A 21,706-nucleotide genomic window follows, 5' to 3' on the forward strand; every position below is an offset into this window, starting at 1 on the left:
AGGGTATCAATGGCGACCAGAACAGTCCTTCACCTGCACGTTCGCGCCAGGTTGACTCGGAGGCAATCGGCAAGGCCCCCCGGCTTCCGCCGTCGATCGTCTATAACGGAGGAATTCATGATCGTCATCACCACACCGACCGGTCATATCGGGCGACAGGTCGTGGACCGCGTCCTGGATGGCGGCGAGGCGGTCCGTGTGATCGTCCGTGACCCCTCCCGGCTGTCGGCGCACGTGCGCCGACAGGCCGAGGTGGTGCAGGGCTCCCACGGCGACGCCGACACGATCACGAAGGCGCTCGAGGGCGCCGACCGGATGTTCTGGCTCGTGCCCCCGGCCGGATTCCGCGATGCCGACAGCGCCAGGCGTTACTACCTGGACTTCACCCGCTCCGCCTGCCAGGAAGCCGCGAGCCGGGGCGTGCGGATGGTGGGCGTCACCTCCCTGGGCCGCGGGTACCAGGGCGAGGCCGGGCTTCTTTCGGCCGCGCTGGCCATGGACGAGCTGATCGAAGCAAGCGGCGTTCCCTACCGGGCGCTGGCCCTGCCGTTCTTCATGGAGAACCTGCTCCTCCAGGCTTCGGCGATCAAGGAACAGGGGACGTTCTCCATGGCGAACGCCGCAGACCGGCCGCTGCCTACCGTCGCCACCCGGGACGTCGCCGCCGCGGCGGCAGCGCTCCTCCTCGACACCTCCTGGAGCGGGCAGGTCCGCGTTCCCTTGGCCGGCCCCGACAATCTGACCCCCGACGCCATGGCCGAGGTCATCTCCGACACCGTTGGCCGCACCGTCCGCTATCGCCAGGTCCCGCTCGCGGACTTCCAAGCGGCGATGGTGCGGCGCGGCGCGAGCCCGGCACTGGCGCAGGACATGGCGGACATGGTCGAGGCGCAGAACAACGGGATCTACGACGCCGAACCCGGCAACCCGGGCTCTGTCACCGCCACTGGTTTCCGCCAGTGGTGCCAGGACAACCTCAAGCCGGCCGCCCGTCCGCATCCCGCCACTGGAAGATGAGTTGACGTCCTCGTTCCAGCAGCGGATCGGGGCCCGCTACAAGATGAACGCGCAGGCGCTCAGGCCCTGTTGGCAGTGGCGGGGCTCTGTGCCGCATCACGAGAGCGGGAGTGTGCGGGCCGATGCCGACACGCTGCTGAACGCGGCGGGACGGCAGGTGATGGCCGGGCTGTACGGCGTGAAGCAGGACGTGCTGGCGGGCGCTGCCGTTTTTCGGGCAGGAGTGGGATGCCGGACTGCCGGCCCCGGGAGGCTGACGCGCCGGCGGCGCCCTGGCGGATCGGGAGCACGGTGGCCGACCCGGCGGCGTTCGGCTGCAGCCTGTGCGCGGCGCGGCGGACCGGGACGGCGGTGCGCGGGGTGCGGTTCGCGGCGCGATGGGAGCGGGTGTGCATCCGGCGGCGTCCCACGCCGCAGAACTTCGCGCCGGCAGCCTTCGCTTCAACGCCGGACTCGGCGGGCAGCCCCCTTGTCGCGGCATGCCCGGCAGCGGGTGAACGAGGGTTGAGGCTGCTCCTCACAACGACAGTTCGCACGCCACCCGGCCAGTGATGGCGCCAGTCAAGGCATACGTGGCGACAGGGGGCGCAAGGCAGCCGGGGAGTCAGAGGTCCTGAGCGGAGCGTAGGTGCAGATCCTCCGCTGCCACGGTGGCGCCGTCTTCCCGCTGAAAGACCAGGTGCACGGGCCTGCCGGCACCGTCGACCAGGTGCAAGGGGGCCGGATCATCCTGCAGGTAGTGGTTGCCCCACTGCATGAGGGCCATGAGAACCGGAAGGAGGTCCTCCCCGCGCTGGGTCAGCACGTACTCCTCACGCGGGCGGCTGCCAGGCTCCCGGTACTGCTTGCGCTCGAGTACTCCCGCCTGCGTCAATTGTTTGAGCCGCGCGGCGACACTCGTCTCCGACATGCCCAGGCGCTCCACGAACCGATCGAAGCGCCTCGTGCCGTACAAGGCTTCGCGCAGGATGAGAATCGAGGAAGCGGGGCCGAGCAGATCAAGAGTGCGCCTGATCGAGCAGTTTTCGGGAGACCAATCGAGCGGCGTCAGCCGTCCGTCAAGAGTCAGAGCCATAAAACCATGCTACGCCTGACCACAGGAACCCGGAGTCAGGTCACACTTCGTCGCTGTCAGGCCCGTCTGAAGGACCACAACCTGCTCGCAGACTCGGCACGCCCGGTTGAGCCGGCGTGTCGCCGACCGGCGCACCGCTCCCGGCGAAATGCCGCACGCCTCGGCGGCCGGGCGCCGCGGCAGCAAGGACTTCGGGCTGGACTGCGGCAGCTGGTGGCGGTACCGGTCAGCAGTCCGGCGCAGCTGCGGTGCGCCCCCGGTCAGCAGATGGCTTCGGGTGATCTTGGCGATCGCTGACTTTCACCAGTCGGCGCCGTCGGCTGCTGACTCCAGCAGAGGCAGCTGGAGTCCGCTCGTCCCAGTGGATCCGCGTTTCGCCGGGTACAGCCTCGGCCAACAGCTCTACGGCCTGTCGCCCGACCGTCTCCCCTCTTCGTATCCGAGCAGGTCACACGCGTCGATGCTCCAGGCGGTCACCACTCCCCCGGCGTTCAGCTCGACGGATGCGGATGCACCGTCCGTCGAGCCCCGCACAGCCGCTCCTGCGATGTTCTCTCACCCCCGGCTCCGCTGGCCCTCATGCAGTGGTGCGGCCGCTATCCGCAGGGTGCCCGAGCACTTGTGGGTCTGGTCGACCCGGTCGGCAAACCCGTGCGTGTGACCTTCTGCGCAGAGACGGCCGCGCGGTTCGCGGTCGCCCCGGAAGAACTGCACCTTCACAACCCAGGACCTCTGACCTCCTAGCTGACTTGCGTCCACTGCAGTCAGGTGTAGGCTGACTAGCGTCTTCACTAGTCAAATGGTGGTCGACCTGTCCATGCGACGCCCGGAGCACACGCATGATCCCGAGAGGCTTCAGATGTCAAAACTCTTTGCCGATACGCCTATCCAGCACGCCGAGGTCGACGGCGCGCGCCTCGCCTACCGGGAGTTCGGCGACCGCATGGGCGTACCGCTCATCCTGTTCAGTCGATTCCGGACGCTCTCGCGGCCGGACCTCGTGCGCAATCTGATCCTTGTCGGCACGGGCGCAGGCGCCGGCGAAGGAGCAGTCCTCCAGGGCCCCGGAATGAGGAGTGGATCAAGCTCGCCCAGAGCGCCCAGGAGACGTACGAGGCAATCTGGTTCAGCAGCTCCGAGACCGGTAAGGCCGCCACCGCGAACCACCTCGGGCGCATCTACACGCCCGCGCGACCCGAGCGTGCCGACGTCACGGACGAGGCCGGAGCCGCACTTCGCAAGGTGATCACCGACTGGTGGGCCGCCAGGGATCGACGCTGGAAGAGTTGCACAACATCAAGCAGCCCACGCTCATTGTCAACGGCATCCGAGACGCGATGGTCCCGACGCCGAACTCGTTCCTGATGACGCAGAAGATCCCCAACGCGCAGCTCATCCTCTACCCCGACTCGGGCCACGGCTCACTGTTCCAGTACCCGGAAGCCCCTCGAGGGCGGTGCTCGACTTCATCGTATGGCGGCCTTCGCTGACCGCGATCGATCCACCGGCCGGCGCCACGCGTCGTGCGCCGCACTCCCGAAGGCCCTCTCATCAGCGGACCCACCTCATTCACACTCGACTACACCCAGCTCCACATCCGAAACCGCTGACCCAAATCCCCCGTCTGCTGACAGGCCAGGGCCTACCCGGTCGGGTCAGCACCGTGACATCCGCACCCCAGCAGGCATCGGACAGATCCTCGGACGTCACATAGATGCGTTCCGGACGTGCCGCGGACCGGGCGTGCGTCCCGCCGCATCGACGCACGCACAGATGGCGTCATCGCTCGACGCGACCGTCAGGGAACGGTTCTTTGCACCTCGACTTCCGTGAAGATCGCGCCAAGCCGTCGGACCGGGGCGCCGTCTCGATCATCCGAGGTCCGGCCTACTGCGCCGCCCTCGCCGCTGCCGACCGGTCATCCGACCGCGTCCACCACAACAACCACATCAGTTAGGAATGCACATGCCTACCACCAGTCCGCTCGCCTACGACGTCTTCGTCGCCGACCCGATCGCGCAAAACGTCTCTGAACTGGTGCCCAACGGGGACCGGCGGATGTTCTCGCCTCTGGCCGTCACTCTCATCCACGGAGAACGGGACGCCATCCTGATCGACCCGCCACTGACCTCCGCCCAGGCCGAGGCGGTCGGGGACTGGGTCGAGCTCACGGGCAAGAACCTGACCCACATCTTCGCAACCCACGGGCACGGTGATCACTGGTTCACCGCCGGCGCGCTGGCGGAACGGTTCGGCGCGCAGGTCGTCGCCGCCGAGGGCACGATCGCTGAGATGCACCGCAACGTCTCCATTCGCCCCCAGTTCTGGGACAAGCTCTTCCCCGGACAGATCCCGGACGCGCCCGTCACCGCTGTCACCGTGCCCGGCAACCGGCTCACCCTCGAAGGGCACGAACTGCTCATCGTGGAGGTCGGCCACAGCGACACCGACGAGACCAGCATCCTGCACGTACCCGACCTCGGGCTCGTCGTGGCCGGTGACGTCATCTACAACGGTGTGCACCAGTACCTTGCCGAATCCGGGAACGGCGGCCGTGACGCCTGGCGCAAGGCCATCACCATTGTCGAGGGCCTTCGCCCGCGGTGGATCGTGACCGGCCACAAGAACAAGGAACTCGACGACGACGCCGACCGCGCGATTGCCGAGACTCGCCTCTACCTCGACACCGTCGACGAACTGCTCGTCAAGCACGAGGACGCGCTCGGCTTCTTCAACGCCATGCTGGAACGCTTCCCCGCCCGCCTGAACCCGGGCGCCCTCTGGGGCGGAGCGGTCGCGCTGTACGCATAGTTGCTCACCAGAATCGGCACGGCGCGACACGCCACGTCGCCCGACGGCGGCGGTGTCTCGGCCAGCCACCCCGGCGCCAGGGCAGGCGACATGACGCGGGGCCGAAGCGACCCCACCTCGGCCCCGCGGCCCGGACACACCGGTCCCGGGCATGGTCCACTCTCATCGCCCTGACGCTGACCTCTTCATGCAGGCGAGACGCATGCGCGCCCTGTTCGGGTTGGTGCCCAGCTGGGCGTGTTTCGAAAGTGCTGGTCACAGCCATGCGTAGCGAAAGCACTGGTGCCAGCGCGCCGGTTTCGACAAGCTGCGACACATGGACTGGACGCCCCTGCTCTCCACACTGACCGGTGCCGTCATCGGCATCGCAGCCACTCTGATCGCCGACCGCAACCGGTGGCGGCGGGAGGAAGCCAGGCACGCTCTGGAAGTACGGCGCGAGGTCTACACCGAGTACGTTTCCGCCCTCAAAGCCGCCGGTGAGGAGATACGGGCCGTCGCCCTCGGCGATCACATGTCCGAGTCGGCACGCGACGCGGCGGTGCGGGAAGCCGTGCGCGGCACCGGCATCTACACGGCCAGCGAACGCCTCTGGCTCGTGGGCCCCCCGCAGGTCGTGCAGGCGGGGAACGAGGCGTTCCACCGCCTGCGCGCGATCCGCGACGCCTATGCCCGTGGAGTGGCTGTCGGCTCCGCCGACGACGCGCCCCTGATAGAGCGGCGACGCAAGGCTATGGCGCAGATGCGTCGCCTCATGCGTGAGGACCTGGGCATCGGACCCCTCGGAATCGAGTGATGTGTCACCAGCCCTGAGCTCGTCCCTTCCTCGCGAGGTCCCCGCCACCGTGCAGGTCACAGCCATTCATTGATGGCCGCGACCAGCACGGTCGCCTCGTAGCGGACAGCGACCTCGCCGTATCTCGTTGCCACTGCTCGGTGGCGCTTGAGGCGATTGATGCCGCACTCCACCGCATGGCGCTCTTTGTAATCCGCGGCATCGAACTTCGGCGGCCGACCGCCGTGGGAGCCGCGCTTCTTGCGGTTTGCGATCTGGCCGCGCTTCTTAGGGATCGTGCAACGGATACCGCGCTTGCGAAGGTAGCGGGCGCGGGAGGCGTACGCCTTGTCGGCACGAACCTTGTCCGGCCGGGCCCGAGCCGGGGCACCCGGATACGGCCCAAGACCACCTGGAACTGCGGGAAGTCCCCGCACTGTCCGGCCGTGATCACCAGTGACATCGGCTTCTGGGCCTGCTCGACTGCCAGGTGGAGCTTGGTGCTCAGCCCGCCCCGGGAGCGTCCGAGCCCGTGGTCGTCGGGCTCGGCGAAGACGCCACCCTTGGAGAACCGTCTTGCGTGTCCGTTGCGTAGGGTCTGTCGGATGACTCTTTCTCATGACGTGGCGGGCGACGGTCCTGCACTGGTTCTGCTGCATTCCGGGGTGTGTGACCGGCGGATGTGGGATGCGCAGTGGCCGGCTCTGGTCGCTGCGGGGTATCGCGTGGTGCGCTGCGATTTCCGGGGTTTTGGGCAAACCTCCGTGGCTGACCGGCCGTACAGCAATGCCGAAGATGTGTTGGAGCTTCTGGACGGCATCAGTATCGAGCGGGCGGCATTGGTTGGCGCCTCCTATGGTGGGCAGGTCGCACTGGAGGTCGCCGCACTACGGCCGGACCTGGTGAGCGCCTTGGTGCTGGTGTGCTCCGCGTTGCCGGGGCACGTACCCTCCGCCGAACTGGTCGAACTCGGTGAGCGCGAGGACGCGCTGATCGAGGCGGGGGACATCGCCGGAGCGGTGGAACTTATGGTCGACACCTGGCTGGGCCCGGAGGCCAATGATGCTGCCCGGGAGGCGGTGCGCCGGATGCAAGGGTTGGCCTTCGAGGTGCAGTTGGCCGCCGCTGAGGAGTGCGAGCCCATCGAGCCCGAGGTCGACGTGACGGCGGTCCGGGCCCCCACGCTCGTCCTGTCGGGCACACACGATCTGCCGGACTTCCGGCAGATCGCCGCGCAACTGCCCGGCCTGCTCCCCGACGCCCGCCATGTCGAGTTGCCGTGGGCCGGTCATCTGCCAAGCCTGGAGCGGCCCTCCGCCATCACGGACCTGCTCGTCGCCTATCTGCGCGAGCGAATCCCCATCGCCTGAGCCTGCTCACGGCACGTATTGCCATACGGCGGTAAGGAGGGGGCGCCCGCCCCAGCGCAAGCCCTTCTCGCCTCGGATGCGGGTCCCATCGCGGCGCTGGGCGGCCAGGACGTCGGGATGCCGCGCGTTGGTGTTGCGCCAGTGCAGGTAGTGGTGCAGCTCGCGTGTCTGGACGGTGTGGTCGGGGTGGTACGAGTTGGCGAGGGTGAACTGCCGCAGTGGCCCGAAGTGCGCCTCGATCGGGTTGGCCCACGACCTCCTGGTTCCCGGTGAGCGTCTCCCGGACCGCATGATCCAGGAGGGGACACGGTCGCCTTTCAGCCAGTAGCTATACGATCCGATCACACGCCAGCATCACTCCGAAGGGACGAGTTCCGACATGGGTCGGCTCATTCTCCAACTCGCGGCAGTACTCCTCGCGTTCGTCGCCGTGCTCAGCCTGGTCGGAGGCGCCGCCGGATCGCCGGAAGTCTTCATCTGGGTGGTTTTGCTGGTCCTGGCCTTTGCCCTGGTGATCCGTCGCCACCGCCGCCGTACGAGTCACTGAGTCACGCCGGGGCGAGGTACGTGAGCGGCGGCGGTCGCGGCGACCGTGATGCTCTGTCCGATGCAGTCCCGGACCCCGGACCTCGACACCGAGCCGCGCGATCGTCCTCACCCGGATGACGTAGAGGCTCTGTTGCCGAAATCGTCCAGTAAGCCGTCGCAGCTGTACCGGAATCGTTTTGCTTGTGCGGCTTCTCCGGCCGCCCCTGGAGAGGTTGGATGGCGGGGACATGCTGAATGATCTGTTGCATCCAAAACAGTTGGCGGGGCTCGCCGCCGCCGCGGTCTTCGCCCTCGGGGCGGCCGGCTGCAGCTTCGAGGGCGGCCCGCCGAAGGACAGCGGCGCGGAAGCTTCCGCCGCTCAGCCGTCGCGCGCTGCCCCTGACAGCGGTTGGCACTACGACTACGTGGGCGCCTCCCGCGGCGCACGCCTCACCGCCGTCACCGCCACCGCGGCGGACGACGCCTGGGCGGTCGGCACGGTGGACGGCGACACCGGCGCCCCCCGCAACCTCGTCCTGCACTACGACGGCCACCGATGGGCGGACCGGCGCGCGGCCCGCGGCCTCGCCGAGCTGCCGATGGAGTCGGCCCTGCTGCGCTCTTCCGGTCCGGAGAACGTCTGGCTCTTCGCCGGCACCGAGACCCGCCGCTTCGACGGCAAGGCATGGCGCACTGTGCCCGCGCCGTACGAACGCACCCCCGCGGACGCGCCCGCGGCCTTCGGGCTGTCAGGCCCCGTCCGGGGTGCGGCCGTGCTGGATGCCGACGACGTATGGGCCGTGGCAGGCAGCAGCACGGCCCGGCACTGGGACGGGGGCTCCTGGCACGATGTGAAGCTGCCCGCCTCCGCCTCAACGCTCGCCACCGGACCGGCCGGCGACCTCTGGGCGTTCGGCGCGCACCACGTCGCGGAGCACAAGACCCAGCCGGCGGCGATGCGTTGGGATGGCCACGGCTGGCGATCGCTCGCCATGCCCGAGATCCATCACACCTTGCCGAACACGCTCTCCGAGGACGCCGTAGTCGCCCAGGCGGCCGTTCGGGCCTCCGACGACGCATGGGCACAGGTGCGCTACGACGCCTCGCGCATCGGCTCCGACGGCGAGGAGACGCCACAGACCGAGATCGTCATGCTGCACTGGGACGGCCACCGCTGGTCCCGCACCGCCACCGTGCCCTGCTGCACCGGGCCGATGGCACCCGACGCGCACGGCAGCGTCCTGCTCAACGGCAAACTGCGGGTGACCGCCGACCACGGCCGGCACCGGCTACGCCGGCCCGCCCCCGTGCCCGGCCGCTCGTCCAAGGTGACTGCACGCGACCGGGACCAGGCGCTGGCCGTCACCGACATGACACCGATCCCCGGCACGCGCCAGGTGATGGCGGTCGGCAGCATCACGTCGGCTCCGCACATCCAGTACTTCTTCCACCGCCCTGTGGTGGCCCGGTACACGCCCGGGGCAGGCTGACACGGCTTGGCAGGTCGGCCTGCTTGAGTGCCGCTCGGGTCCAGGTTGGCTTCCGTGAGCGTCACACCGGACACGTCGACCCTCGACACCGTCGAAGCGGCCAGGTTGCCCGCCGCTCCGCCCGGGAACGACCATCGCGGCAACCGTGCAGCGCAGGCTGCTCCCCCAGCGGCCGGAGGTGCCCTCCCCGGTGGACTTCTCACACCTGCACCCGCCCGGTTACGGGGACAGCAGCGCGTGGTTCGACTCCAGCGCCTTGGTCGGGCCGCACACGGCGCTGATCGTCGGCGATGTGGCCGGGCGAGGCATCGCAGCCGCCACCACGACGGGCCGGCTGCGGACCGTGATCAACTCCCCGGTGCGCCGTCACCGAGGCCACTTGTGGATGCTGGGCACCTCGCTCAGCCGACGGCGCCAACCGGCGCGCCCGCCACCAAGAGATGCGCGACAGCATGTGCACGATCCGCTCCATGCGCCGCCCGCCAACGCCACGGCCCACACCAGGTCGGATGCGGCAGGCCGAACACGACCCAGGGCCATCGGACACAGACACCGACCACCGCAGCACGAGCAAACCGGGCTCGGAACGTGATCGCAGGTCTGCGCTCGGTCACAAAGTCGCAGGTGAAAACGCCGCTGGTTGGGCCACCCCGATCCAGGGCACTCGTGGACTGCTGACGCGCAACGAGCGGCAAAGAGACAGGAGACACGCGTGATCATTCGCCATCACCTGCCCGAAGCCGACTCAAGGGACGTGTGGGCCGTCCAGAACGACGGCTTCCAAAACCCACACTGTCTGGTGCGGGCGACCTCGTTGCGCCCGGCACAGGCCACCCCACGGCGTCGTCTCCAACCGCTTCGAAGTCCTTCCGGACCTCTGCGTCAGGCACACCGGACGCCCCTGCCCCGCTGCGAGGAGGGCCGCCGGCCGAAGCCGAGGATCCACGCGCACATCCTGGCCACCACGCGCAGCGCGGTCGAGTCGCCGCCGGCAAGCATGCACTGCCTGGTGCTGGTCGAGCAGCACCCACACCGGCAAGCCGCTGCCCCTTTGGACCACGTGACCATCGTGCCGCTGATCCGACTGCGCCACCGCACGAGGCCCAACCGTCTGCCCCGGGTGCACACAGCCGACGCTTCATTGCACGGGTGGGAGCGAGGCCGTACACCCGCCGCTGCCGCCGTGACGGGATGGGAGGGCCGGCCATGACGGATGCTGTGGTGATCGGTGCAGGTCCCAACGGACTGGTTGCCGCCAACCTCCTCGCCGACGCCGGGTGGAACGTGCTCGTCTTGGAGGAGCAGCCCGAGCCCGGTGGCGCGGTGCGCCACGACCGGGGCGTGGACCCCGCATTCGTCAACGACCTCTTCAGTTCGTTCTACCCTCTGGCAGCCGCCTCGCCTGTGCTGGCCGGGCTCAGGCTCCAGGAACACGGCTTGCGCTGGAGCCAAGCACCGTGTGTGCTGGCGCATCCTCTGAGCGATGGAGGGTGCGCCGTACTCGACCGCCGTATCGACATCACCGCCGCTTCCCTCGACGCCTTTGCGCAGGGCGACGGGGACGCGTGGCGGCGGCTGCACGAAACCTGGGCCCGCGTGGGCGCGGATCTCCTGGACGCGCTGTTCACCCCGTTCCCCCCGGTCAGGGCGACAGCGCGGCTCGCCGCCCGGCTGCGGGCTGCGGGCGGGCTGCGCCTGGCGCGCACGCTCGCCCTGCCTGTGCGCCGCATGGGTGAGGAGGAGTTCAACGGGCAGGGCGGCCGACTGCTGCTGGCCGGCAACGCGCTGCACGCCGACCTCGCCCCGGAATCGGCCGGCAGCGGAGGTTTCGGCTGGCTGATGGCCATGCTGGGACAGACCTACGGCTTTCCCGTGCCCGTCGGCGGCTCCGGAGCCCTCACCCAGGCACTCGTCCGGCGCCTGGAGTCCCTCGGCGGACAGCTGCGCTGCAAGCAGCGGGTCGAGTCCGTTGTGATCCGGGGCGGGCGGGCGACGGGCGTGCGTACGGCAGGCGGCGAGAGCGTGTCGGCCCGCAAGGCGGTACTCGCTGACGTGTCCGTGCCGGCCCTCTACGGCGAGCTCGTCGCCTCGGAGCATCTGCCCGGCCAACTCCTCGCCGACCTGCAGCGCTTCCAATGGGACTTCGCCACCTTCAAAGTGGACTGGGCACTGGACGGCCGGGTGCCCTGGCAAACCGAGCAGACAGCGCGCGCCGGTACGGTACACCTGGCCGACGGTCTGGACGAGCTCACACGCTTCGCCGCCCAGATCGCCATGTGCCAGCTGCCGGACCGCCCCTTCTTGCTGTTCGGTCAGATGACGCTGGCTGACCCCTCTCGCTCCCCCCTCGGCACAGAATCGGCTTGGGCCTACACCCACGTGCCGCACACGATCACCGGGGACGCCGGGGACGAGGGCATCACGGGCACGTGGAGTGCAGATGAACAGAACCTCATGGCCGACCGGGTGGAACAGCAGGTGGAGCGGTTCGCGCCGGGATTCCGCTCGCTGGTCCGCGCCCGCCGTGTCCTGGCGCCGCCCACGCTCCAGGCACTCGACAGCAATCTGAAGGACGGCGCCACCGCCATCCATCAGCAGCTCGTCTTCCGGCCCTTGCCGGGCGCCGGGCGGCCCGAGACACCCGTGGCGGGCCTCTTCCTCGCCTCCGCCGGGGCTCACCCAGGTGGCGGCGTGCACGGGGCGCCGGGCGCCAACGCCGCCAGGGCGGCCCTGCGCCGGCATCGGCCCCCCGGACTGGCCCGCTCCCAGCGACGCCTCGCCGACCGTGACCGCACCGGAACGAGGCGATGACCTCCAGGCACGCCCCAGCCCCGCCCGCACCACACGGAGGACACATGAACCCCTCAGAGCAGCCCGAGCCGAACGACCAGCCCTCCGCCGGGCCCGACAACAAGACCGTGCGGGCCCTGGGGGCGCTGTCGAAGGCGCTGGAGACGACCGAACGGGCCAGGGGACGTCTGTACGACTTCCACCAGCTCACCGGTACCGCCGATCTCCAACTGGACGACGCCGTCCAGCTCTTGGATGACGCCGGGCACCCTCACTGGGCTCAAAAGGTCCGTTCGGAGATCCTCGGCCGCAACGTCATCCCGGACCACTGGACGTTCCAGATCGTCGAGGCCTACAACGACACCTACTACCAGCCCTTCCGTGAACTGGAAGCCGACGTGCGCCGGGAGCTCGCGGGAAGCCGCAACCATCTGTACGAGGCGCGACTGAAGGAAGAGCGCCGCACCCACGGCCACCCGGACCACACGGCGGGACCGTCCCCGACACAGGGGTGACCGCGCATCCGTCCCCGTCGCCGGGCGAGAATCAGTGGCGAAGCGGGTTCGTGGCAGGACGGGAAGGCAAAGTCATGCATAGCAGTCCGCTCAACAACCGTACGGTGGTGGTGACAGGAGCCGCTCGCGGCCTGGGCGCGGCGCTGGCACGCGAGGCGGCCGGTCGCGGCGCCCGAATCGCCCTGCTCGGGCATGAGTCTGCCGCCCTGCGCGCGGTGAGCGAGACCCTTCCCACCCCGGCGCTGCCCCTCGTTGCCGACGTGACGGACCCTGCGGCACTCGACACGGCTGCCCGCGAAGTACGTCGTCAGCTCGGGCCCGCGTCGGTCGTGATCGCGAACGCCGGCATCGCCGAGGGCGGTCCCTTCGCCACATCGGATCCTGCCACCTGGCGCCGTGTCATCGACGTGAACCTTGTCGGCAGCGCCCACACCGCTCGCGCCTTCCTGCCCGATCTGGTGGCGACGGCTGGCCACTTCCTCCAGGTGGCTTCCCTGGCATCCATCGGCGCGGCACCCCTGATGAGTGCCTACTGCGCCTCCAAGGCCGGCGTCGAAGCCTTTGCACACGCGCTGCGCGCAGAGGTGGCGCACGAGCGGGTCAGCGTGGGTATCGCCTACCTCAACTGGATCGACACCGACATGGTCCGCGACGCCGACGAACACGCCGTACTGCGCGAACTACGGGCCCATATGCCGCCGCCGGCCCGCCGGGTGATGACGGCGCAAGCCGTGGCGGCGCGCCTGATCCGCGGCGTGGAGCGGCGCCGCACCGCTGTCTACGCACCCGGCTGGCTGCGCCTGACACAGCCGGTGCGTGCCGCCCTGCCCCCCGTGGTGCTGCGCGTGTCCCGGCATGAACTGCCGCGGCTGCAGGCGATGGCACCATGGCAGGCCACCGGCCCGCTCGGCGCCGGCGGCCGAGCCGACCGTGCGGCCGCGCCGCCGCGGGCCTGACTTCGGCACGCACGGACCAGGGGTATGCCCACGCAGACGTTCCTGCCGGGCGCAGGCTTCATGCGGTGGGCGCTTCTCCGGGACCGCTTCCGGCCGGCAAGCAACGCATCGAGGCGGTGAAAGTACTGCGGTGACTGACAGTTCCGGGGTACGGATGGCGTCGGCGTCCCGCCGCACGGATGTGGATCCGCTACGAGGAGGCGCTCCTCCGATTTGGCGCCTTCTTTCGCTGACGCCTCCTCAGGGTGACGTCACCCACCGGTCAGCAGCCGAGAAAAGGGGCACCCTTGCCGTGGACGCGGTGGTGAGCAGCGGTGCCTGTTGTACGCGGGCGGGTGAGGCGTGATGTGACGTGCTCCGTCGGTGTGAGTGCCAGGCGGAGTCGAAGGCGCGCCGGCCTCGGTGATGGCGGCATGTGTGCAACACCTCATGTGAGGCAGAACGGGACGGCCCGCCTCTGGTGTGCGGCGGACATGAGAACCAGCACTTACCGGGTGTCCTCGGCCTCCTCATCCCAGTCCTCCTCGTCTTCCTCCTCACCTTCGGGGTACTCCTCCTCGTCTTCCTCCTCGCCTTCGGGGTATTCGTCCTCGTCTTCCTCCTCACCTTCGGGGTATTCGTCCTCGGCGTCTTCCTCGTCGGTGTATTCCTCGTCGGCGGCGGCTTCTTCCTCCTCGACAGCCTCCTCATGGGTGCGGACTACTTCACCATCGCGGATTTCGCCGCGCCAGCCTTCCGGTTCCTCGTCGGTCAACGTGACGTAGCGTTGGAAGTGCTTGAAATCCAATCGCAGACGGCGGCCCTGAGCGCGCCAGATGTTGCCGGTCTTCTCGAAGAGGCCGGAGGGGTAGTACTCAACCACCAGGACAATACGTGTCAGCGTGGGAGTCAGTTCGTGGAAACTGACGCATCCTCGCGTGGTGGCCTTGGCGCCCTCTGATGTCCACACGATGCGTTCATCAGGTATCTGTTCCTGGGTTGTGGCTTTCCATCCTCGAGTGGAGGGCCCGACCTTCACCTTCCAGTCACTTTCGGCGTCTTTGCCCTTCGAAGCGCTTCGGACGCCCTTGGTGAAGCTGCTGAACTTCTCGTATTGAGTCCAGAAGTCGTAGGTTTCGCGGATCGACTTTCCTACGTCCAGCACTTCGATGATGTTCATGACTTTCGAAGTGCCGGACCCGCGCCCCTTGCCGCCTCCACCCCCAAACACCTCTTTGACCTTGCCCACTGCGCTGTCCTTGAAGCTCTTCGCCTTTTCTCCGATCAGAGCTTTGACCGGTGAGTCACCTTGGAGCATGCGCGATCCCGCCTTGGGAAGCACGCCGCCGTTTTCCGTCACATCCGTGAGGCCATCGGTGATGTCGCCCAGTTTGTCGCTGGCTTTGTCCGCCAGGTTCCCGATCTGGGCGCCCAGAAAGCTCTTCAGTGCCCCTTGCAGCTGGTCGAATCCCGAGTCCTGGCCGCTTCCGTTGTCGCGCGCCCTGTCGGTCATGGCTTTACCTCCGCCGCCGTGATGACGCCTTCTTTGCCGTCGTCTTCTTCGCGGCGGTCTTCTTCGCGGTGGCCTTCCTGGGCGGAGCGGTGGACTTCCTCGCCTTTGATGTCTTCCTCGTAGCCGCCTCATCCGCAGGGGCCGACTTCTTCACGGCTGTCTTTTTCGCAGGCGCCGACTTCTTGGCAGGTGCCTTGCGGGCGGCGGCCTTCTTGGGACCACGCTCATGACGGCGTCGAGAACCGCTCCCGTCGTGGTGCTCGCCCGACTTCCGGGCTGCCTGTCGGCGAGGAGGGGGCTTTCGCGCTTCCTCCTCGGCCGCCTCTTCTTCCTCCGCCTCTTCCTCAGATTCTTCCTCGTCCTCCGGCTCTTCCTCCTCGTCCTCGTCGTACTCGTCCTCGCCCTCCTCCTCCGGCTCTTCCTCGTACTCCTCCTCCGGCTCCTCGTCCGTTTCCTGCCGCCGCTCCTCGCCCTTGCTTCCTATGCGCTCTGTGCGCTGCTGCAAGGAGTCGGCCAGATCGGCGAACGTGCGATCTGCCACCGCGCTCAGGGCCATGCGCCCTGCGTCAAGAGCCTCACCGCGGATCTGCTCGCTGAGGTCAGCGAACTGCGGAAGCTCGCGCACCCTCTTGGCCCCCTCCACCAGCAATTGCTGGGGTTCCAGTCCGAACCGCCGGCCGGCGAGGTAGGTCGCCGCCCCGAACGCGACCCGTCCCTTCTTCGTGCGGCCTAGGACGTACCCGCCGATAACCGCGGCGGCAAGAGCGATCTTGGGTACCTCAGCCATCAGATTTCCCTTCAGAGGGATGCCGGGCAGATTCGGCCGGCGGGCGCTGCCCGCGAATGGGCCCTCGCCGTCTCAGGAGAGGCCCGGGCTGGAGGACAGCCGGTGGGCTGCGCTCATCACTCCGCCTCTCCCCAGTCTGGGCGGTGTCATCAGCAGGCGCACGCCGAGAGCAGGACATCCCCGAATTACCGGATGAATGGCGGAATTCGCCTCCTGCATGCAAGGGCACACGGACTCCCAACTGCTAAGGGGACGCTGCCTGTTGCTGAGGAAGCGCGGAGTACCCGACAGACCTCAAGGGCGTGTTTCGGCTGCCTCAGGCCGCGCAGCCGGTCCGGGGAACAGCCCTCAGCGCCTCAGCCCGGGTAGCTGTTGGCGCCCACCTTGAGGGAGAAAGAAGCATCGGGCGCGGGTACCCCCTCAGAGAGCCTGAGCACAAGCGCGGAAGACCAGGCAAAGGGCAAGTCTCGAGGCATGCACGAAGCCGGGCGCCGCGGCAGGTCTCAGCGTCCTAGTGGGACGAAGGACCCGTCAGCTTTCACCGGCATCAATCCCGATGATTCCTCCCCCGGAGATGGAAGTCGCTGATCCGATTCAGGAGCCGGCTGCCTGACGGCTCTCGGGCAGTAGCAGAGCGTCAGCTGCCGCCTCTCGGCATCACGGAGCGACGTTCGGCCTTCCAGAACGCGGCTGCTCCGAGCGTCGCAGTCGGCCTGGCCGGCAACTGGCCGGCCTACCGCTGGAGTATCACTGGCTCAGTGCGACCAGGGCAGTTGTGATGGCGGCAGCGAAGGTGAGGGCAGTGGCTTGACGAGTTGGCGGAGGCTGCTTTCTGCGAGTACGCACTGCCCTCCCCCGTCGCCTTCTTCGGTCCTGCGAGAAGACCGCTGGCCTCCAGGCCCGGCATGCCTTCCCCCTCTTGTTGTTGGGCAGTGGACCGGTCCAGAACCTCAGGCAGCCTTGGCTCAGCACTTGACAGCAGAGCCGGCGACGCCGTGGCCGAACCATCCCTGGAAGAGCGCGAAGACGATCAGCGCGGGCAGGTCGAGGAGGACGCCGAAGGCGAGGACCTGGCCCCCAGCGCCTGCACCCGATGCCGTCCCGATAGCGATCTGGGGATGGTCGGCTTGGCGGCTTTTGCTTCGGCAGACCCTGCAGGTACCCGGAACTGTGGCTTCCACCACGGCGGATGTGGTCTTGTCCTGATGAGATCGCCGGATGCTCGGTTTCCTCCTCCGTCTCCTGCCGTTCTGGGTCCGCGAGCCCCTGCTCATCGCGGTAGGTTCCGTCCTCGGCGTACGCATCATGTATCTCGCCGTCCGCGATCACGATCGCATCGCGGCCGGTCTCGGCATGCTGTTCCTCGTGTTCACCGCGATCCGCGTCCACGGGGTGGTGAGGGCCCTGCGCGCACGCCGGGCCCCGCCGGCGGCCTCGGCAGACGGGGCAGCGGTCGATGCTGTCTCCCGGACCCAGGCCGGAGCTGGGCCGCGTCCCGCCCCGGACACCCCGGAGAAGGAACCCGGCGCGTGGGGCCAGGCCGTCGCCGCCGTGGCCGTGGTCGGCGCACTCGCGGCCGCGCTATGGGTGGCCCCACGCGTGACGCCGTCCGACGACAGCACCCCGCAGCCCGCCTCGTGCTCGGGCGAAGAACACGAGGAGCTGCCGAAGGCCTACAAGACGACGCCCCAGGCCGTGACGGGTGAAGAGCTGTGCAAGGCGCTCAACCGGCCAGACCTGGCCAAGCTCCTCGGCACTCCCGGAGAAACCGCGACCACCGCTTCCGGCACCAGCAACACCGCTCCCCTGACCGATGGGAAGGTCGCCCAGCCGGAGGCCGAGGTCACGCTCGACACGTACACCGTGAACGTCTCGGCCACCTACAACGAACTGACGACTGACCAGTACGTGAAGCTGATGAAGTTCGGGGATGAGAAGGACATCAAAACCCTCACGGTTCTCGACAGGCCCGCGGTCTTCTCCTCGGATCACACCATGAAGCTCGAGATCAACCTCGGGAGCGGCGGATCCGGCGGACCGGTCGAACAAGGTCCCCTGGCCAGGACACTGACCGTGGCCCTCGACCGTAAGGACCGGGGCGGCTACTGCGACATCACCGTGTGGAGCACGTCCGGAGCCCTCCCGGACGACCGTGTTCTCCTCGACATCGCTGAGAAGGTTCTTCCGACAATCCCCGAACGGCCTGCCCGATGAGACATCGAAATCCTCCTGGACTGCGCTGACCGCTGACCGTGGCCTTCCCCCCCTTTGCCCCATGGTCGGCAGCTCTGGCATCGGAAGCTCACCCGGAGGGCGACGCCTTTCACACAGGCCCTCGCGTTTCACACAGGCCCACGCGATCGCTGAGCAGGTGCGGGAGCTGACCTATGCGCTGGAGCGCCAGGGGCAACTGCCGCCCGTGGACGTGCCCGGTCTCGTCGGCGGCGAGGTGGATCCGCAGTGGCCCTACGGGCCGCCGGACCGCGCTCGAATTCCGTCTGCGCGGGCCGGCGGCCAGCCGCATCATGGGCTCTGCCCGTCGATCACCGCCGAGGCAATCGTGACCGAGAGGATCGCCTGGGGGAACGGCGGAGTGCGCCGGTGAGGGCCTACCCGCAGCCGGCGAAGACCGTTCCCCGGAACGAACTTGATCGTTTCGGGGCGCTCAGGTGGGCCGCCTCGAACTGATCACTATCGCCTCGCGCGAGCGTCGCTGACGGCGCGAGGAACCGCCGCTGGTTCTCCCGGCCGGTGGCGTAGCCGAGCCGGACGTCCCAGTGGCCGCCTCGCCAGGTGAGAGAGACCGGGGACAGGGGTGGCACGGCCAGACGCCAGAAGGCTCTTGCCGGTGCGGCCAGAGCATGAACGAGCGCGGCCCGGACTACGGCTGCTTCGGTGATGGCCACTACGTGGCCCGTGTCGGGCGCCACGCTGTTCATCCAGTCGGCTGTGCGGCGGCACAGCCGGCGCACCGACTCGCCTTCGTGCGGCGCGGCATCCGGGTCCGTGAGCCAGGCGCTGAACCCGTCGGGGTCGGCTGCGGCGATGTCGTCGACGGTGCGACCGCACCATGTGCCCAGGTCGAGATCCCGCAGCGCGGGTTCGACCGCTGCCACCAGGCCGAAGGCGTCCGCGGTCTGCGCGCAGCGGACCGAGGGCGCCCGGACGGCCATCCTGTGGAGAGGGAGCGCTGCTCCCCCGGCGCCGGCCCTACGCACACCGCGCTCACTCAGCGGAGCGTCACCGAGGAGTCGATCCACGGCGGCGTCACCGCGGGGTGCACTCACCAACGTCAGGCGGATCGTCATAAGACCAACCTCCTCCCGGCCCGGCCCGGCGTTACGCCGTGACTCATGCGCTCCAGGATCCGTTAAAGCCTCCCGCCACAACATCCGTCAGGCGGCCGGAACCATGCCCGCCGACCGGCCGGCGGCACCCACCACTCAGCCGAACCCGGCAGGGGTCACCGGTTGCGCCGTACTGTGTTACTCCGAGTAGCGGTGGCAATGGCGCGGCGCTCATCCGAGTGGGCCGTGGAGGGCCACCTGGCCGCGGGCGCTCCCGTCACCGCACCGCCCCAGCCGCCCAGCCTCGAAGCAAGCGGTGAGCCTTTGCGAGCAGGTCACCCCTCCCAACCGGCGGCCGGTGCCATGAGGCGCGGCAGCAGAAGGCCGCGGGCCCGACGAGACCTCGAGGCCGCCGCAGCCTGCCGGCAACGCCCCGGCCGCCGGATCGCGGACCGGCTCCGGTCACCGGGCGAGGAGCAGCCCGCCCGAGCGGTCCGAGACACCATGGCGGAGCCGCCGACCAGCCTGTCCGCCCGTCACCGCGGCCCCGCCCCTGCCAGCCCTGCTCCCGCCACAGCCCCCATATCTTTGAGCCCCTGCTACCATCGATACCGATAGATGATTTGATCCGGGTAATAGTTTGCCGACAGGCAAGGTAAGTGGGGTGACAATGACTGCGGACCCGACCGGCACCGTCGAGGCCGAACCCCTCGACCGCCTCGGCTTCCTGCTCGCCCGGCACGGCGCCATCGCCTACGCCCGCACCGAGCACGCCTTCAAGCAGTGCGGACTGACACCACGCCAAGGCGCGACGCTGGTGCTGCTGGGCGAGTCGGGGCACATGAGCCAGAAGGGCATGGCGGAGGTCCTGGAGGTGGATCCCAGCATCCTGTGCGGGATCCTGAACGATCTCGAGGACACGCACTTCGTCGAGCGCCGGCGCGATCCGGCCGACCGGCGCCGCCACATCGTGGCACTCACCGACGAAGGCAGCCGCACCCTGGTCAAGGCCCAGGACGCCATCACCGCCGTGGAGCAGGAACTCTTCGCCGACTTCACCCCCGAGGAGCTCTCGACGCTGCGCAACCTCCTCGTCCGGATGAGGACGTCCACGAGCGACTCCGTCTGCACCTGACCGACCCGCCACCACCAGGCAGATTGGGGCCACGGGTATTCCCGTGGCCCTTTGCCGTGCCCTCCTTCCGCGAATCCGCGGCATCCCGGGCAGTTTCATTTCGGTGAGTCGACAGTCACACCCGCTCATTCATTGATGCGTCTCAACGATCTGTTAGCGTCAACGCATGACGTCGCTCAGCCTCGGCCACGAGCCCTCGGCATGACACGTCGATCGTTCACGGCCCGCACAACAAAGCGGGCGAAGCAAGGAGACAGAACCATGAAGAAGCTGATGACCCGCGTCGCCCTCGCAGCCGCCACCGTGACGATGACCGGCAGCGCCCTCGTCGCCGTCACCGGCCCCGCCTCGGCAGCCACCCTGCCCGCAGCCCAGCACAGCGCTCACCCCACCACCGCCGTCGTCACCGTGACCAAGCACAGCGATCTCTCCCGCATCGGCAAGGGATGGTCCCTCTCGGACGGGCAGCGTGAATGGCACGGCGTGCGGGACGCTTCGGGCTACGCGTACTGGCGCTCAGACGACAACGGCCACCAGCTCCGCTACGACGGCCACCGCGTCTACCACCGGCACGACGGACGGTGGGTCGCCGTCGCCCAGGCGGACGAGCACGCCTACGCCTTCGACCGCTGGCACTTCGACCAGCTCTGGACCGTCCGCGTCATCGAGGGCCCCCGCGGCATCTGAGCCCGAGCCCGAACCGCCCGGAACCCCCACCCGGAGAACACCATGACGCTCTCGATCCGCACCATCAGGACCCTTCGCCGTCTTCGTCCGGTCACGGACCCCGGTACCGGCCGGCACCGCGGGCAACCTTCCCCCGAGCGCCCCTCCGCCCTGGACGCCCCCGCAAGCGGCCGCCACCGCCGCACCGAGACCCTCGCCCTGCCCATGTCCGCCTGACACGGCTCCACACGACCCACCCCGCCAGGCCGACAGCCCGACGAACCCCTGCCCCGCACGCCCCGTGGCGCGAAGCACCGGAACCCTCGATACGACACGGCAGCGGCCGACCCTGTGAACAGCACCGCCGACCACCGCCCGCGAGCCGAGCGACACGGACACCCCATCACCCGGCCGACCGGCACCCTGCCGAGCGCCACGCCCCGAAGGGCGGGGCCAGGACAGCTCACGGCATCGCCACGGTGAAGCAGACCAAAAGCAGGCCCAGCACAGCCACGCCGAGCCCGACGACGAACAGACCGTCCCGGCAGATCATCAGCAGCGCGCCGGTCCGCGTCAGGCAATACAGTGCGACGTCGTGAGGGGTGTGCCGTGTTCGACGGCGGCGAGGGCCGTGTGCAGCATTCCGGCGATCAGGTCGGCCGTGAGCGCGGGCTCGGGAACGCCGAGCTGCCGGACGGCGGCGCGGAACGGTTCGACCTGTTCCAGGTGGAGTTCCATCAGCCGTTGTTGGCAGGTGGGATGGAGGCCGGCGTTCATGAGGGCGGCGGGCCGGTGCGCGCCTTCGGCGCCGAGGCGGAGGCGATCCGGAGTGTCTTCCGCCGAATGACGGCTCCCGGCCGTGTGCCCTGCCCTGGTCACCGCATCAGGTCCGCTGCCACCCCGGAAGGCCGCACCTCGTATGACGCGGGCATGACTGTGTCGGACTGATCGGGCGGAGGGCTTCCGTCCGATGCCTCGAACGCCACGCGGCCCGGATTTCGCGTCGGGTCTC

20 protein-coding genes and 3 pseudogenes are annotated in these 21,706 nt (G+C 68.8%); 16 read left to right on the forward strand and 7 right to left on the reverse strand.

Annotated features, from left to right (window positions below):
* Positions 1-117: 117 nt before the first annotated feature.
* Complete coding sequence (locus H305_RS0131555; protein ID WP_028803962.1) at positions 118-1,017, forward strand: NmrA family NAD(P)-binding protein; 900 nt, start codon at positions 118-120, stop codon at positions 1,015-1,017.
* 604 nt (positions 1,018-1,621) lie between these two features.
* Here the strand turns inward: H305_RS0131555 and H305_RS0131560 are convergent.
* The gene (locus H305_RS0131560) at positions 1,622-2,092 is read right to left on the reverse strand and encodes a winged helix-turn-helix transcriptional regulator (protein WP_028803963.1); all 471 of its coding nucleotides are present in this window, start codon (positions 2,090-2,092) and stop codon (positions 1,622-1,624) included.
* Between the two features lie 1,256 nt (positions 2,093-3,348).
* On the opposite strand from H305_RS0131560, the gene H305_RS52735 reads away from it, so the two are divergent.
* The 4 genes from H305_RS52735 (at position 3,349) to H305_RS0131585 (ending at position 5,699) form a co-directional block, all read left to right on the forward strand.
* The gene (locus H305_RS52735; RefSeq protein WP_028803964.1) at positions 3,349-3,582 is read left to right on the forward strand and encodes an alpha/beta fold hydrolase; all 234 of its coding nucleotides are present in this window, start codon (positions 3,349-3,351) and stop codon (positions 3,580-3,582) included.
* 323 nt (positions 3,583-3,905) lie between these two features.
* Complete coding sequence (locus tag H305_RS53585) at positions 3,906-4,049, forward strand: hypothetical protein (RefSeq protein ID WP_158690602.1); 144 nt, start codon at positions 3,906-3,908, stop codon at positions 4,047-4,049.
* Between the two features lie 8 nt (positions 4,050-4,057).
* A complete protein-coding gene (locus H305_RS0131580) occupies positions 4,058-4,903 on the forward strand; it encodes an MBL fold metallo-hydrolase (protein WP_028803965.1) in 846 nt (281 codons plus the stop codon).
* Positions 4,904-5,219: 316 nt separating this feature from the next.
* Positions 5,220-5,699 carry a hypothetical protein gene (locus H305_RS0131585; RefSeq protein ID WP_028803966.1) on the forward strand — a complete coding sequence of 160 codons (480 nt, stop codon included), beginning with the start codon at positions 5,220-5,222 and terminating at the stop codon, positions 5,697-5,699.
* Positions 5,700-5,755: 56 nt separating this feature from the next.
* Here H305_RS0131585 and H305_RS51260 read toward each other — a convergent pair whose 3' ends face one another.
* Entirely contained in the window at positions 5,756-6,115 is a 360-nt protein-coding gene (locus H305_RS51260) for a transposase (protein WP_234021176.1), read from the reverse strand.
* Between the two features lie 168 nt (positions 6,116-6,283).
* Here H305_RS51260 and H305_RS0131590 point away from each other — a divergent pair, with 168 nt between their 5' ends.
* The gene (locus H305_RS0131590) at positions 6,284-7,048 is read left to right on the forward strand and encodes an alpha/beta fold hydrolase (protein WP_028803967.1); all 765 of its coding nucleotides are present in this window, start codon (positions 6,284-6,286) and stop codon (positions 7,046-7,048) included.
* 6 nt (positions 7,049-7,054) lie between these two features.
* Here the strand turns inward: H305_RS0131590 and H305_RS47610 are convergent.
* A pseudogene (locus H305_RS47610) lies at positions 7,055-7,312 on the reverse strand (IS630 family transposase); the annotation flags it as partial.
* 115 nt (positions 7,313-7,427) lie between these two features.
* Between H305_RS47610 and H305_RS53590 the strand changes: the two are divergent.
* The 6 genes and pseudogenes from H305_RS53590 to H305_RS55155 form a co-directional block, all read left to right on the forward strand.
* A complete protein-coding gene (locus H305_RS53590; protein ID WP_158690603.1) occupies positions 7,428-7,595 on the forward strand; it encodes a hypothetical protein in 168 nt (55 codons plus the stop codon).
* A gap of 229 nt (positions 7,596-7,824) precedes the next feature.
* The gene (locus tag H305_RS0131605) at positions 7,825-9,066 is read left to right on the forward strand and encodes a hypothetical protein (RefSeq protein ID WP_158690604.1); all 1,242 of its coding nucleotides are present in this window, start codon (positions 7,825-7,827) and stop codon (positions 9,064-9,066) included.
* A 1,206-nt stretch (positions 9,067-10,272) separates the two neighbouring features.
* A complete protein-coding gene (locus tag H305_RS0131610; RefSeq protein WP_028803969.1) occupies positions 10,273-11,877 on the forward strand; it encodes a phytoene desaturase family protein in 1,605 nt (534 codons plus the stop codon).
* A gap of 44 nt (positions 11,878-11,921) precedes the next feature.
* Entirely contained in the window at positions 11,922-12,371 is a 450-nt protein-coding gene (locus H305_RS0131615; protein ID WP_028803970.1) for a hypothetical protein, read from the forward strand.
* A 74-nt stretch (positions 12,372-12,445) separates the two neighbouring features.
* Positions 12,446-13,327 carry an SDR family oxidoreductase gene (locus H305_RS0131620; protein ID WP_028803971.1) on the forward strand — a complete coding sequence of 294 codons (882 nt, stop codon included), beginning with the start codon at positions 12,446-12,448 and terminating at the stop codon, positions 13,325-13,327.
* Positions 13,328-13,351: 24 nt separating this feature from the next.
* A pseudogene (locus H305_RS55155) lies at positions 13,352-13,545 on the forward strand (cytoplasmic protein); the annotation flags it as partial.
* Positions 13,546-13,814: 269 nt separating this feature from the next.
* Here the strand turns inward: H305_RS55155 and H305_RS47615 are convergent.
* On the reverse strand, positions 13,815-14,819 hold the full coding sequence (locus tag H305_RS47615) for an SRPBCC family protein (RefSeq protein ID WP_037765947.1): 1,005 nt from the start codon (positions 14,817-14,819) through the stop codon (positions 13,815-13,817).
* Positions 14,820-14,823: 4 nt separating this feature from the next.
* Positions 14,824-15,606 carry a hypothetical protein gene (locus tag H305_RS53595; protein ID WP_028803972.1) on the reverse strand — a complete coding sequence of 261 codons (783 nt, stop codon included), beginning with the start codon at positions 15,604-15,606 and terminating at the stop codon, positions 14,824-14,826.
* 1,218 nt (positions 15,607-16,824) lie between these two features.
* Here H305_RS53595 and H305_RS0131640 point away from each other — a divergent pair.
* A complete protein-coding gene (locus H305_RS0131640; protein WP_028803974.1) occupies positions 16,825-17,820 on the forward strand; it encodes a DUF6215 domain-containing protein in 996 nt (331 codons plus the stop codon).
* Between the two features lie 157 nt (positions 17,821-17,977).
* Complete coding sequence (locus tag H305_RS54135) at positions 17,978-18,211, forward strand: hypothetical protein (protein WP_028803975.1); 234 nt, start codon at positions 17,978-17,980, stop codon at positions 18,209-18,211.
* Positions 18,212-18,215: 4 nt separating this feature from the next.
* Here the strand turns inward: H305_RS54135 and H305_RS47620 are convergent, their stop codons facing one another.
* Complete coding sequence (locus H305_RS47620) at positions 18,216-18,914, reverse strand: histidine phosphatase family protein (protein WP_078629347.1); 699 nt, start codon at positions 18,912-18,914, stop codon at positions 18,216-18,218.
* A 649-nt stretch (positions 18,915-19,563) separates the two neighbouring features.
* Between H305_RS47620 and H305_RS0131655 the strand changes: the two genes are divergently transcribed.
* Entirely contained in the window at positions 19,564-20,028 is a 465-nt protein-coding gene (locus H305_RS0131655; RefSeq protein ID WP_028803976.1) for a MarR family winged helix-turn-helix transcriptional regulator, read from the forward strand.
* 261 nt (positions 20,029-20,289) lie between these two features.
* Positions 20,290-20,715 carry a hypothetical protein gene (locus H305_RS55840; RefSeq protein WP_028803977.1) on the forward strand — a complete coding sequence of 142 codons (426 nt, stop codon included), beginning with the start codon at positions 20,290-20,292 and terminating at the stop codon, positions 20,713-20,715.
* A 552-nt stretch (positions 20,716-21,267) separates the two neighbouring features.
* On the opposite strand, the pseudogene H305_RS56135 reads toward H305_RS55840, so the two are convergent.
* Positions 21,268-21,519: pseudogene (locus H305_RS56135) on the reverse strand (TetR/AcrR family transcriptional regulator); the annotation flags it as partial.
* Positions 21,520-21,706: the final 187 nt, after the last annotated feature.

The organism is Streptomyces sp. 142MFCol3.1, from assembly GCF_000424945.1.
GTDB classification, from domain to species: Bacteria; Actinomycetota; Actinomycetes; order Streptomycetales; family Streptomycetaceae; genus Streptomyces; species Streptomyces siamensis.